Source organism: Vibrio clamense (assembly GCF_050337905.1).
Classification (GTDB): domain Bacteria; phylum Pseudomonadota; class Gammaproteobacteria; order Enterobacterales; family Vibrionaceae; genus Vibrio; species Vibrio cortegadensis.
Map to the genome: position 1 here is coordinate 87,648 of NZ_JAKJTJ010000023.1, position 13,461 is coordinate 101,108.

The 13,461-nt window shown below is 42.1% G+C and carries 12 protein-coding genes; 5 read left to right on the forward strand and 7 right to left on the reverse strand.

Annotated features, from left to right (window positions below; genetic code table 11):
* Positions 1–46: 46 nt before the first annotated feature.
* From L4C39_RS11390 to L4C39_RS11405, 4 genes are all read right to left on the reverse strand, one after another.
* The gene (locus L4C39_RS11390; RefSeq protein ID WP_429745983.1) at positions 47–1,495 is read right to left on the reverse strand and encodes a PepSY-associated TM helix domain-containing protein; all 1,449 of its coding nucleotides are present in this window, start codon (positions 1,493–1,495) and stop codon (positions 47–49) included.
* A 139-nt stretch (positions 1,496–1,634) separates the two neighbouring features.
* Positions 1,635–1,988, reverse strand: coding sequence for a hypothetical protein (locus L4C39_RS11395; RefSeq protein ID WP_017052926.1), 354 nt, complete (start codon positions 1,986–1,988; stop codon positions 1,635–1,637).
* Between the two features lie 226 nt (positions 1,989–2,214).
* Positions 2,215–2,601, reverse strand: a complete 387-nt coding sequence (locus L4C39_RS11400) for a cytochrome b562 (protein WP_017052927.1) — start codon at positions 2,599–2,601, stop codon at positions 2,215–2,217.
* Between the two features lie 180 nt (positions 2,602–2,781).
* On the reverse strand, positions 2,782–3,537 hold the full coding sequence (locus L4C39_RS11405; RefSeq protein ID WP_017052928.1) for a phosphatase: 756 nt from the start codon (positions 3,535–3,537) through the stop codon (positions 2,782–2,784).
* Positions 3,538–3,777: 240 nt separating this feature from the next.
* Here L4C39_RS11405 and L4C39_RS11410 point away from each other — a divergent pair, with 240 nt between their 5' ends.
* A complete protein-coding gene (locus L4C39_RS11410) occupies positions 3,778–6,654 on the forward strand; it encodes an HD domain-containing phosphohydrolase (RefSeq protein WP_429745986.1) in 2,877 nt (958 codons plus the stop codon).
* Here L4C39_RS11410 and L4C39_RS11415 read toward each other — a convergent pair.
* A complete protein-coding gene (locus L4C39_RS11415) occupies positions 6,643–7,674 on the reverse strand; it encodes a DMT family transporter (protein ID WP_429745988.1) in 1,032 nt (343 codons plus the stop codon). The genes L4C39_RS11410 and L4C39_RS11415 overlap by 12 nt on opposite strands.
* Positions 7,675–7,817: 143 nt before the next feature.
* On the opposite strand from L4C39_RS11415, the gene L4C39_RS11420 reads away from it, so the two are divergent.
* Positions 7,818–8,711, forward strand: coding sequence for a LysR substrate-binding domain-containing protein (locus tag L4C39_RS11420; protein ID WP_113798328.1), 894 nt, complete (start codon positions 7,818–7,820; stop codon positions 8,709–8,711).
* A 160-nt stretch (positions 8,712–8,871) separates the two neighbouring features.
* Complete coding sequence (locus L4C39_RS11425) at positions 8,872–9,192, forward strand: heavy metal-binding domain-containing protein (protein ID WP_429745990.1); 321 nt, start codon at positions 8,872–8,874, stop codon at positions 9,190–9,192.
* A gap of 220 nt (positions 9,193–9,412) precedes the next feature.
* Here the strand turns inward: L4C39_RS11425 and L4C39_RS11430 are convergent, their stop codons facing one another.
* Together L4C39_RS11430 and L4C39_RS11435 are read right to left on the reverse strand one after the other, a co-directional pair.
* Positions 9,413–9,931 carry an NUDIX hydrolase gene (locus L4C39_RS11430; RefSeq protein WP_136995131.1) on the reverse strand — a complete coding sequence of 173 codons (519 nt, stop codon included), beginning with the start codon at positions 9,929–9,931 and terminating at the stop codon, positions 9,413–9,415.
* Positions 9,932–10,054: 123 nt separating this feature from the next.
* A complete protein-coding gene (locus L4C39_RS11435) occupies positions 10,055–10,987 on the reverse strand; it encodes an exopolyphosphatase (protein ID WP_429745993.1) in 933 nt (310 codons plus the stop codon).
* A 369-nt stretch (positions 10,988–11,356) separates the two neighbouring features.
* Between L4C39_RS11435 and L4C39_RS11440 the strand changes: the two genes are divergently transcribed.
* Positions 11,357–12,238 (forward strand): LysR family transcriptional regulator, encoded by an 882-nt coding sequence (locus L4C39_RS11440; protein ID WP_113798332.1) that lies wholly within the window; start codon positions 11,357–11,359, stop codon positions 12,236–12,238.
* 93 nt (positions 12,239–12,331) lie between these two features.
* The gene (locus tag L4C39_RS11445; RefSeq protein WP_113798334.1) at positions 12,332–13,459 is read left to right on the forward strand and encodes an efflux RND transporter periplasmic adaptor subunit; all 1,128 of its coding nucleotides are present in this window, start codon (positions 12,332–12,334) and stop codon (positions 13,457–13,459) included.
* Positions 13,460–13,461: the final 2 nt, after the last annotated feature.

The following is a 13,461-nucleotide window of genomic DNA, read 5'->3' on the forward strand; positions in this document are numbered from 1 at the left end:
TGCAGCGGTAAACTCAGGTTTGATGCCTTAGATTTAATCGAATCCGCTAGTTAAGTGCCGACTTTAACGGGCTTACACGCTGAAAGATAAGCCAGTCAATAATGAGCACAACAGCAATCGTTCCGCCCGCCATTGGCATTACCAACCCCAAAATAATGATGGTCACAATACCTGCCTTCCATAAGCCATCACTCTCAAAACGAGGTGGCGCACCGATTCTCATTTGTCCTGTCGGTCGACGGATCCACCACATGACACCACCCGTAACAGCAATGACAATAAAAGCTAAGCAGAAAACCACATTCAAAATTTTATTCAATATACTGATGTCACCTTGATGAAGTGCAATACCTGCCGCCATTAATTTCGCGACTACGCTGTAATCATCCCAAGTCACATCCGCTAAGATTTTTCCTGAATATTGATCGATATGAGTCGTTCTATCGAGCCTTGGATCAGTAACATCTCCGCTCATGGTGTTTGCTGTTAAGGTGTAAACTCCGGTTTCTGAGCGCGGGAAATTCAATTTAAACTGCGTAAAACCTAACGCTTTGGCTTGGCTCAACAGTTGATCGATATTCACTGCTTGTAATTCCGCATGCGAGCCCAATTCATTACTGTCATTCTGGGCTAACATCGCACTGTGATCGTGAGATTCAGGCAACAATGTCTGTTCCAAATTCCATGGCACCTCCTCTTCACTACCATGATTCATGGAAGCATGAGTTAACGTTGACAGTGGTACATCATCCCACTTCTGTGCAGGAAAACTGCTCCATGGCTGAACAAATTTACTTCCCCACACGCCCGCCCAAGCTAATCCCGAAGTTAGAAAAAGCAACATCACAATGGACAAGACACCACCAAGGTTCGCATGAAGATCACGCATAAAAATACGAGTACCACTTGCCCACCTTAAGGTCAGAAATCCGGCTTTGCTCGCGGCATCTCGTGGTAACCAAAGATAAATACCACTGACAAGTAGAACCACACTCAAACTCGCAGCAATTTCGATCAAGTAATCTCCCCAATCTCCTATTAATAAGGTGCCATGAATATCATTGGCAAGCTGATACCAGCTATCACTTCGATCTATACTTCCTAAAAGTTGCCCATTGAATGGATCAACCGTAATAAATCGTGTCTCTCCTGAATCCAATTTAATAGAGAAACGGTTAGCGAGATCAGGCGTTGGGGCGGGAATAAATTGCGTGACGACGGCCTCTGGATAGGCCGAAACCACCTTGTCTAACTGGGTCGATACCTTCAATCTTGCCTCTTGCGGTGTCACTTCAAGTTGTGTTTGATAACGATTAAATTCTATTTCATCATCAAAAAGCATGACTAAGCCAGTCAGGCTCAAAATCAACATAAATGGGATCACAAAAAGGCCAGCGTAAAAATGCCAACGCCAAGTTAAAAAGTAACGGGATTTTGAATCATTTTTCGCACGTGATGCATCCATGGGCGCAGCCGAAGCTTTATCGCTTTGCATTGTTTTTCCTTTCTTCCAAGCAAAGAAACCCGTCCACATCAATGGCGAGTTCATTCCTTGCTTACTTTGACTTTACTTCATACCAATTCAAACATAAGGCTTGATTGGTTCATTATTTTTATAGTGTTCAACAAATTTTCTAAGAAAGTATCGTCGGAGGGGCGCGAGGAACTTGCCATTGATAACGAACACTTAGAGCCAAAAAAGTGTATCGACTTTCAATAGCGAAACTCAATCGTTGGAGTAAAGGTGTGGTTGAAAGATCAATTTGATGGAAAGGGGAAAAATGACTAAATGGGCATGGTTTGCCGTTGTGAGTGTCCGCGGTTCCCTCTTCAATTTGTACTAACTCAAAACCATTGAGTGTACACAATGTTGCCCACACGCCAGCACTATTACCGTGAGCATTGATAACAGGCATCAGCGCAACTAAAACCCAACTCAGGGCAGTCGCTAGCAACATTGATCGATTAAAGATGGATAAGCGTTTCATTGGTTCACTCTATAGTTTCAGGGCAAGAGTATACAATTAAACAAAACTTATCAAAAAATCATAACACTATTTTAACCCAGTTCACGAAGTTGTATCTTTGTGAACCACATACAAAAACACTCTGCTGTAGAAGCAGAGTGCTTTAAATAGGCAAAGGCTTAGGATATCGAGAGGTGAGTAAAGCGGTACATTGCTTACTTGCTTACTCAATTACCCCTAGCTCAATTTAACCAAACAATCGACTCCAAATGCTTGGGTTTCGCTTATCATGATATTCAATTCTTAACTCATCAATCTGGCGTAGCGTTTTTTTAGCTTCTTCAAACTGACCTTGCTCGACTTGTAACTCCACATCACTCACCACGGAAGACAGTTTATTGAAGCCACTCATATAGAGCGCCTCTTTCTCTTTTGGATAACTGCCATTTTGGGAGATTTGAACCAACTCATCTAACCTTGCAAGGGGCGCTTTCATCTCTTCAATGCTTTCCGCTTCTGCTGCTTGATTAAACGCTAGACGCATCTTTTTCATTGTGGCGGTTAGATCGATACTTTCTGCCGCAACATTTCCCGCAAACAATAAGCAAGCCAATAGCAAAGACAATTGCTTCATTTTTATCTCCGATTCATTAATAGACAATTTCAAATTCATTTCTGTGCCGCGAGTGTATAGCAATTTGAGCCTAAATAGACACTCTTTATCCGTGACAATTTATGTCGACCTCTCAAAATAAAAAAGAGGCCAACCTATTCGTTGACCTCTTTCCACTGTGGTTCTGTTGGCTTTCAATCTCTAATCAAAACTCGCCAAAGAGGCGTACTCTTCAATCTGGCTGCGACCACGTAATGCTAAAAATGAAAGGAATTGCTGAGGCGTATGAGTGATCACTTTTCGGCTATCCACACCGACTCTATCCAAAAGCTCGCTGACTAAATCTAACCGCCCTACGTCTTGACAGAAATGCGCATCACTTCCGCTGGTAATATAAGCACCGACATCTTTCGCCACTGTCGCAATGTCAAAGCAGCGATCCACACTGCCAACACGGCTATTACCTTTCAGCGTGGTGTTATTGATTTCTATCGCCACATTGTACTCTTTGGCACATTGGATGACGGCTTCAAAGTCAAAATCAAAATTAGGATTTCCTAAGTGGCCTAAAGCATCGACTCTGCCGCCCTTGATGACATTGAGCAAGGCTTCGGTATGCGTCGCTTTATCTGCTGGTCGAAATACTGGTTCATGAAAACTGGCTATCGCCCAATCTAAATTCGAATCAACTGAGGGATGAACATCGATCTCGCCCTGAGTGTTCATAATGTTCGACTCTACACCACGAATAATAGCAACGTCTTCAATAAAGCGTGGCAATACTCTCTGATTGCTGAAAAACCAATAGTGTGGTGCTCCAGGCATCGATTCTGAATGGTCAGTGGTGCAAAACATCTTAAGCCCATGTTCACTTGCCGATTTCGCGTTTTCAATCAGTGTGCTGTATGCATGACCGCTTGCATAGGTATGAGTGTGAGTGTCAACTTGTAAGATCATTGCCCTGCCGTTCTAAGTAAGTAGAAGTGATAGTTAAAACTAGTTTAACAGCGAAGCCATAAATTGACAGTATTCAAACTTAGCTTTCACCTTTTTGTCACAAGTGCAGAATAGTTTTTCAGGCTTTAAAAACGTCAGCGCCTCACAATAATCCATTTTCAAGACTCTAAATTGGAAGCTTTTTTTGCATCATTCGTATATTGGTCAATAATTAAAATTGTCATTAGATACGGATTTCTTATGAAAAAACATCGCTACCCTTTGAGCATCCATATTACTAGTCTGTTTTTGGTGCTGACGACTATTGTAGGCATAGTCTTAATATCAATGAGTTACCGACACTCTCAAGAACTTTTGTCAGGTACCGCTCATGATGTGAGCCAAGAGCATAGTCAAAAACTACGTTCGATATTCAAACAGAATATCGCCCCAGTGCTCACCACTATGAATTTTATGGCACTGACTTCGTTTATAAGCCATCAAGATGATACTGAAGAACAAAAACCGTGGTTGGAGTCGATTGATCTAGTATTCAAACAAAATAAAGGGCTAGTGGCTCTGTTTTATACCCATGAGAATGGCGATTTCACCCTCTTTCGCCCTTTGCCTACCCATAAAATTCGTACCCAATTCAACGCGCCTGCAAAAGCAACCATGTTAATTAATAACGCCTCACTTTCAGGTAAAAATGAATTTATTTATCTAGACGGGAACCATAATCAGATTGGTTACAGCAACACCGAAGACAATACCTTTGACCCTCGGATAAGACCTTGGTTTACCAATGCTCATATCGATGGAGAAATCAGACTCTCACAGCCCTACTCTTTTTATTTCTTAAAAACGAATGGCATCACACTTTCTAGACGCTCATCAAATGGTGTAAATGTCGTTGGTGCTGATTTCACTTTAGACTCTATCTCCGAACAGATAAGTGATTTGGCCTATTCTGATAATTCCAAATTGGCACTATTTGATGATCAATTTAACCTACTTGCTAGCCATCAACTGAATATTGATCACGAGACGGGTATGACCAATCAGCAGCAAAGCTTAAGTCGTAGTGTTTTCTCGTCAATATTAGGAGAGCCTACAGAGGCATCTATCATTAAAACCGTCACTTACAATGTTAATAAATGGTCTTTAACCGTCACCCCAGTAAAACTAACCGATCATGTCACTTTACTGCTTGCCGAAGCGACACCGCAAGACGATCTCTTAGCTGATCTGCTCTCAATGCGAGACAAACAGGTCACCGTTGCCATTTCAATGCTCATCGTCTGTTTTTGCATTGTCTGGTTAGTTGCCAACCGTCTGGCGCGTCCATTGCAGAACTTGGTATTACTCACCGATAACATTGCCCGTTTTAATTTTAAGAAAACCCGTTACCCGAAAAGTATGATCAAAGAGGTCGCCAACCTCACTCACTCAATCGAACTCATGGAGCATACCCTGCATGATCTCCTGAACTTGTTACGTGATACTGCCAGTAATCAAGATTTTGGTCTGCTCGCAAAAACCATCGCTCACCAAAGTTACTTAGTCACCAAAGCAGAAACGATCGTTCTATTTATTCAATCGGATGAAGAAGATCAATTTTTAACCGCTGCGAACCATGCCATTATTCCTTTTAAAGCGGATATCAACGAATTTATTAAGGAGACACCATGGCTACATGCAAAACTCAAAGAGGGGGAAATCATCCATATCAATCGTGAGGACAACGCTCTGAAACAACACCAAGACACCATATTCAATAGTGACCTTTATCTTTTCCCATTATTGAATCGTGAAAAGCAACTTGTTGGCATTCTTGTTCTTGGTTACGAACGTTCAATCACCACCAGTCAGACAGATAAACACGCGTTTCTACGCGAGTTGCTGAGTTTTGCTGAAATAGCCAAAGACAATATCGACCAAATGCAGCAGCAAAAGGATATGCTAAATGCGTTTATCGAACTCATTGCCTCTGCGATTGATACTAAGTCCCCTTATACTGGCGGGCACTGCCAAAGAGTGCCTGAGCTAACTAAATGGTTAACGGAAGCTGCCGAAAAAGATAACCAATATTTCCCTCATTTTTCGATGGATGCCAAAGAGTGGGAAGAGCTGAACCTTGCCGCATGGCTACATGACTGCGGCAAAGTCACGACCCCAGAATACATTGTTGATAAAGCGACAAAACTTGAGACCATTTACGACCGAATACATGAAGTGCGCATGCGTTTCGAGCTGATCAAAATGCAGGCTGAAATTGAGTATTGGCAAGGCATAAGTCGCGGTGAGAATGCTGACCAACTCAAGTTAAAATTGCATCAGAAGCATAGAGAACTTGATGATGAATTCCTCTTTGTTGCCGAGTGCAATGTAGGCGGTGAGTTTATGGAAGACAGCAGTATTGAGCGTCTGCATAAGATAGCTCAACGCCAATGGAAGCGAACGCTTGACGATCAAGTCGGTATTTCGTGGATCGAAAGAGAGCGATGTGGAAATAGCGCGCCTCTTCCAACCATGGAGAACTTACTCGACGATAAGGTTACCCACAAAATCCCATGGCAAGACGGCAATCGCCCACAAGACATTTGGCAAGAAGACTTCGTTCTTGAGCCGCCAGAGCTACGTTATGATCGTGGTGAACTGCATAATTTAACCATTCGTCGCGGCACTCTGACAGATGAAGAACGCTTCATGATCAATGACCATATTGTGCAAACACTCTCGATGCTTAAGCGATTGCCATACCCTGATAATCTAAAAAATATTCCTGATATCGCCAGCGGACACCACGAAAGAATGGATGGTAAAGGCTATCCGAGAGGCTTAAACGAAGAGCAACTTCCGCTCCAAGCACGAGTGATGGCAATCGCCGATGTGTTTGAAGCCTTAACGTCTAGTGACCGACCTTATAAGAAATCAAAAACACTGTCGGATTCCTTATCCATCATGACGGAGATGGCAACCTCCGGGCATATCGACCCTAAATTGTATGTCATCTTTCTAGAGCAAGAAATTGATCAGCAATATGCCGACGACTTCCTTGACCCGAAACAGCACTCTAAGGTAGACAGAGAACACCATTTAAAATTGGTCAAAGAGTACATTCGCTCACAGTTTTAAAAGCGGTGAGCCACCTTCTGGTGACAAGCTCACAACCTTAGCTGCCTTATAACGAATGTAATGAGCCTGCACTCTAGGCATAAATGTGTTGATAATACTTGCGGTGATAATGAGTCCAATACCTTGCAATTGGTGAGTGCTAAATGTGTGTTCCAAAAATTGCCACTGCCAAACAGAAGTGAAAAGTAAATTAGTGAAGATCAATGGTGCCAATTGCGAGCCGGAGTCAACCAGCTTGTAAGCTTTTGCTCTAAACACTTGGGTATTAATCACAAGCAGAGCCAAACAAACAATCACCAGCCAATGAAATACATGAGTATCGGCACTCGTCAATGACAGAACATCCTGAGCTAACACCCCTTGCCCTTGCATCATCATTGCTGGAATCAAACAAAGGCTCGCAATCAAGAATGTCCAAGCGTTTAACTCGATTGGTGTCATGTTACCTTTTGTCGCTCGATACAGACTTAGCTGTGAACCAGAGTTAAACACACCAGCCATAAGCCCAAGCAAAAGCTCTGGTTTAAAGTGAATACCCGACACATCTCCTGCCAACAGCAACACGCCACTAAATGTGATCGTTAAGCCAAAAACAGTTACGATCGAAACTTTTACACCAAATATTAACTTTTCTAACAAAGGAATAAACAAGGGACCCGTGCTAAATAACACCACACTCTCAACGAGTGACAGAGACTGTAATGAGATAAGAAAACAGATCTGACACGCTGCAATACACAGCGCTCGAATCACGATAGGAAAGTGCATCGATTTGGGAGGAAGCCACTGTTTAGAGCCTGATCGTTGATGCTCTTTTGAGTGTTGATCTAGTGCATTCCGACCCACAAAATTCGTCACTATGACAAATATAAACAGCAAGATACATGGAATGGAAAAACGTAAAAAACTGAGCACTGCTGGGCTAATTTGTTCAGATAAGTGCTTAGCTAATAACCCTGTAATAGATAAGCTAAATGTGGACAACAACATAAATATTACGGGCTTAAATTGATTCGGCATACTACTCTCCTCTACCTGCCGCTAGTTTAGCGATCTGACAAGCAAAGAAATAACGAGTATTATTAACCAGTCTTGTAAGAAAAACTTACCAATACTTTAGCTGATTGTATGGTTTTTAATTAATAACTCAGGCGATATTGATTATGCGCAAACTTGTCCCACTTAAATCCATTTACGCGTTTGTCGCGGTAGCAGAAACCGGAAGCATGACAGACGCTGCGCGAATGCTAAATGTCAGCCACTCTGCAATCAGCCAATCGGTGAAATCTCTTGAGTCATTAATCAACACTCCCCTGTTTCACCGTGTTGGTCGCAGAGTTGAACTCAACTCAGCGGGTAAGAAATATTATAAACAAGTGGCTCCGGCGCTGGAGTTAATTGTCGAGGCCACCGAGTCAATGATTAGCCAACCTCAAGATAACCGAATCACTTTAAATATGGTGAATTCGCTTGCTTTGCATTGGTGGATCCCAAGAGTGCAAAGCTTGCAAGATTTTGCGCCACAACTGGATGTTCGGATCTCCAATCGCGTTGGCAGTTTCAACCTCAACCAAGAAGGCGTTGATGTGGCTCTGATCCACGGAAAAACAGATGAATGGCAAGACTATTACTGTGAAAAACTCTCAGATGATGAACTGGTTATGGTCTGTAGCCCTGAGCTGATCAAGTCCATCCCTAACGCAACCCCTGCTCAACTAATGGCCAAATATCCTGCAATTCTTGTTGCCAATGAAAGACGAAAAGAGGATTGGCACATATGGTGCGATGCAACAGATAATAAACTGCCGACCTACCGCAATAACTTAACGTTTAATGCCTCTGTTCAAGCCGTACACGCCACTATTCGTAAACTTGGAGTGCTTGTGACGCATCGTCTATTTGTCCGAGATGACATTAAACACGGCTTACTGACTGAAATAGAAAAACCGGTTCCAAATCCAAAGCAAGACTTCTATTTCACTTGCTCGCCAGAAAAACTTAAGCATGAGAGTGTATTAACTCTTAGAACTTGGCTACGTGAAGAGTTCACCCGCTAATGGTTCAGCGGACCTATTTTAGGCAATGACCAGCAGCGGTAATTCATTTATCAAAATGTGGCTCACAGATTGCTCGTTCATACAAATAAATGATTGAAGCAAGCACCGCGACGACTTATAACTAAAGCTAACGTTTGAAATGTAAAAATAGGACAGTGCAATGATAATCACCACCACTCAAAGTGTTGAAGGAAAACGAATCGTTGATTACAAAGGCGTAATTGCTGGCGAAGCGATTTTGGGCGCGAACCTCTTTAAGGATATGTTTGCTGGTATTCGAGATTTAGTCGGCGGTCGTTCAGGCACTTACGAACGTGAGCTTGAAAAAGCGCGTACTATCGCATTTCAAGAATTAGAGCAGAAAGCCCGTGATTTAGGCGCAAATGCCGTCGTCGGTGTTGATATTGATTATGAAGTGTTAGGGCAAAACAATGGCATGTTGATGGTATCAGCCAGTGGTACTGCGGTTGTCGTCGCTTAACGCCTAATCACTAGTTACTTAATAACTAATACTTAATAGCTAGTGCTTGATAGTGAGTACTTAATAATTAGTGCTTAATGCCTAGTTGGCTCATATCGAAAAGAAGTTGTGGATTTAACTCTCACTGTGTTTCGGAGGTTTAATTCCCCTAACTGTAATGAAATAGAAAGCTCAACCTTGAGTTAAGCTTTCTATTTTTTAATGCATCATTACGAAAAAATCACAACATCTCTTTCGCCACTAAGTGCAGCAAAAATGTTTCCCGCTCAATACTCATGCCCTTCTTCGAGCTCTCAGCCATGGTCTTCTCATTGTGGGCAATCGCGTCATGGATGTTGATCCACACCGGCTTCATTCCATTCTTGATTTCGTAATCTTCAAATGAGGTCTCCCCCAATTCTCGATCAATTTTACAGGTATAGCAGTAAGAGATCATATGCATGATGTCCGCATCATCTTTATACCAAGGGCGGAACTCTTCAAAAATGCCAAATGGCTTAATGCTGTGAATATTCTGTGCGCCTGTCTCTTCTTCTAACTCACGAACCATTCCTGCAATAACATCTTCACCTTCATCTAAACCGCCACCAGGAATGGTGTAATCATGATAACGAGCGGTATAAAGCATTAGGATATTTTCACCATCAATAACAATGGCACGCGCAGCATTGCGCTGATAGATGACTTTCCCATCCAGATGATCGATATCAGGATGCGTTGTCGTTTTTAAGTGTCTCATAATGATCTTGGAACTAAGGAATTTGGCGCGAATATACCACACCTTGATGTAAATACTAAAAAGCCCCGCAACGGCGAGGCTTCTGAATCTTAATTGTTAACCATCACGACGGCTAATGAGAAATTAACCATCAGCAGTGATCGCATTAATCAGTTCTTGTTGAACAGATTCCGCTTTATCAACATCTATCTGACACGTGCCTGCTGCGATATGACCACCACCGCCATACTTAAGCATTAGCTCACCCACATTGGTTTTTGATGCACGATCAAAAATAGACTTACCAGTTGCAAACACAATATTTTGCTTCTGGAAGCCCCACATTTTATGAATCGAAATATTACATTGTGGAAATAGCGCGTAAATAATGAATCGGTTACCCGCGTAAATGGTCTCTTCATTGGTTAAATCAAGCACCACAAGATTTTGGTGTACGGTTGCACAGCGTTGAATTTGTTCTTTGAACATCGTCTCATGCTCACGGTACAAATCGATTCGTTCCTGTACATCAGGCAGAGCCAAGATCTCAGTTATCGTATGATTTTTACAGTAGTCGATAAGGTCCATCATCAGTGCATAGTTGGAGATTCGGAACTCACGAAAACGACCTAGCCCTGTTCGAGCATCCATCAAGAAATTCAGTAGGTTCCAATCTTGAGAGTCCAACACTTCATCACGATTAAACTGCGCCGAATCGCCTTTATCTACCGCTTCCATCATTTCTAGCCAATCGGCTGGGAACGTCTCTAGACCGCCATAATAGTCCCATACAACACGAGCGGCTGAAGGCGCATCAGGATCGATAATGTGATTAGGCTTTTCACCTGTATTACGGATGGTTTCTGATAAGTGGTGATCGAAAGTGAGGTGAGAATCTTTCACATAAGGAAGGTTAGTCACGATGTCATTGCTAGTGATCGCTACTTTGCCATCTTGCATATCTTTAGGGTGCACAAATTTAATATCATCAATGAGGTCTTGCTGTTTTAGCAATACAGCACACACCAGCCCATCAAAATCACTTCGAGTTACTAATCTAAATTTTTGTTCTGACATCTGTCTTCCTTTTGCTACTGCGTGCTATCTACAATATCGAGATTTTATATTGGTACAAAATACCAATTATCTCGCTCAAGTGCATAGTCTTAAAGAATAATTTTGAGCTCGGTTGCTTATTTAGTGATAATTATAGTTCGGTTTTAATAATAGAAGCCCTATTTAAACTTTTGAACCAGCCTCACACTTAAACGTAACCTAAACTCACACTGATAACTTGTACGTTTACAGCCCCCAATCAACCCTCTATTTATCCACGATATTGAACCCGCCTGATATTGAAACTTATCTTCTTTTTTACATTTATCTGAAGCTACATGCAGCTAACTTGATATACTCATTTTTCCACCTAATTCCAAGCTAGCTTTTATGAAAATTGATGATCTAAAATTGTTTATTCGCATCGTTGAACTCGGGAGCTTTACCGCTGCCGCCAATGCACTTGAACTCCCTAGAGCGAATGTTAGCCGCAGGATCAGTGAATTAGAATCCACGCTTAACGTACAACTTTTCTTTCGTACCACACGCAAAATTTCCCTCACACAACATGGCGAGGCATACTACTCCGAACTGTTGAAAGCACTTGAAGCACTTGAAAAAGCCAACCAAATTGCCATTGATTCCACTGTATCTCCAAAGGGTGTCATCAAAATTGGTTTATTGCCTGAATCCGATGAAACCCTTCAGCCGTTGCTGCTTTCATTCCAAGATAAATATCAAGATATTGAGTTGGATATCAGAAGTATCAACAATGGCTTCATTGATCTTCAGCAGCAAGGTTTGGATGTCGCCATACACGGCGGTAAAATTCACGATGCCAATATTGTCGCTCGTAAAGTTCTGGAATTAGAACGACATCTTGTAGCGAGCCCTGAATATCTTACTAAATATGGCTCACCCACTGATCTTCCTGATGTGATGAACCACCAAACGATCTGCTTTCGTTGGCCTGGTGGTGAGCTTGATAATCGATGGCAGATCGCTGAGCATGAACTGGTCGTTAAATCAAAACTCAGCAGCAACAACATTGGTTTTGTTAAACGCTCCGTTATTTTAGGACGTGGCATTGGTTTTCTTCCAACAATTCTAATATCTAAAGAACTTGAAGATGGCTCACTGATGAAGATTTTACCGGGTTATAAATCAGAGACTGAAGACGTTTGGTTACTTTACCCTCAGCGAAAAACCATCAGTCACGCCACTCATCTATTGATCGATTTTCTTCTAGATGAAATGCCAAAACTTGTTTGATTGTCATGTTTATCGTGACAAAGTGTTTCGACAACGCCTGATTATTTGAACACTGTTCGATTGTAGAATACTCGCATATCAAAGGAGTATTCTATGAAAGACACATTCAAATTATCTTTACTTGCTAGCTGCATTTTTCTACTAGTCGGCTGTAACCAGACAGACACCAACAGCGCAGAAGATGACCAAACTGCATCTTCACCATTCACATTTGAATCAAGACCTGTAAAGCACACTCGTCCTATTCAGGTGATTGAATTAAGCCCAAATCAGTCTATCAATGCTAAGCATTTCACCGGCGAATTACAATCGGTAGAAACGGCAGAGATAGCCTTCCGAGTCCCTGGAACCATTGATGCGATCCTTGTAAAAACGGGGGAACTAGTGAAGAAAGGACAAGTTATTGCAGAGCTTGATCCTCACGATTACCAAGTGGCTCTCCAAGAGCTAGAGGCCCGACTGCTTGAAGCTCAATCAGCACATAAACTTGCACAATCAGAATTAAAACGTATAACCCAAGCGACGAAAGACAACGCAATCGCCGATGTTAATTTAGATAGAGCAATTAGCGGCTATGAGCGCAGTGCCGCTATGGTAAAAGTGGTTGAGAAAAATATTCAACGCTCACAAGACTCACTACGTTATACAAAGCTAGTCGCTCCTTTTGATGGCGTTATTGGCGCGACTAAAATCGACCAATATGAGCAAGTATTGCCCGGAATCCCTGTGGTGACCCTGCATAAACCCGATCAATTGGAAGTCACAATTGATGTCCCTGAAAATCTCATCCATGAGTTTAAGATTGGACAAAAAGCACAAGTAAAATGGTATGGCTCTCATGAAGCCATCTCGGCAGAAGCATCAGAAATCAGCTCAGTTCCTCACCTCATAAAACAGACCTATAGCGTAACGTTTTATCTCAATGGCTTCGATGAGCAGTTGCTGCCGGGGAAAACCGTCACAGTAACGACCCACTCTTCAGATAAAAAACAAGAATATTGTGTTCCATATTCTTCTCTTGTCGGGATAAAAGAGACACAACATATTCTAAAAGTAAACACTCAACAGATCACAACGATTCCCGTTGAGCTCATTTCAGTGGATGCAGAACAAGCCTGCGTTTCTGGAGATTTGAATACCGGTGATCAGATTGTTATCAGTGGAGCCGCATATCTAACAAAAGGTGACATCGTCACTTCAATTCAAGTAAAAGCGTTATAGGG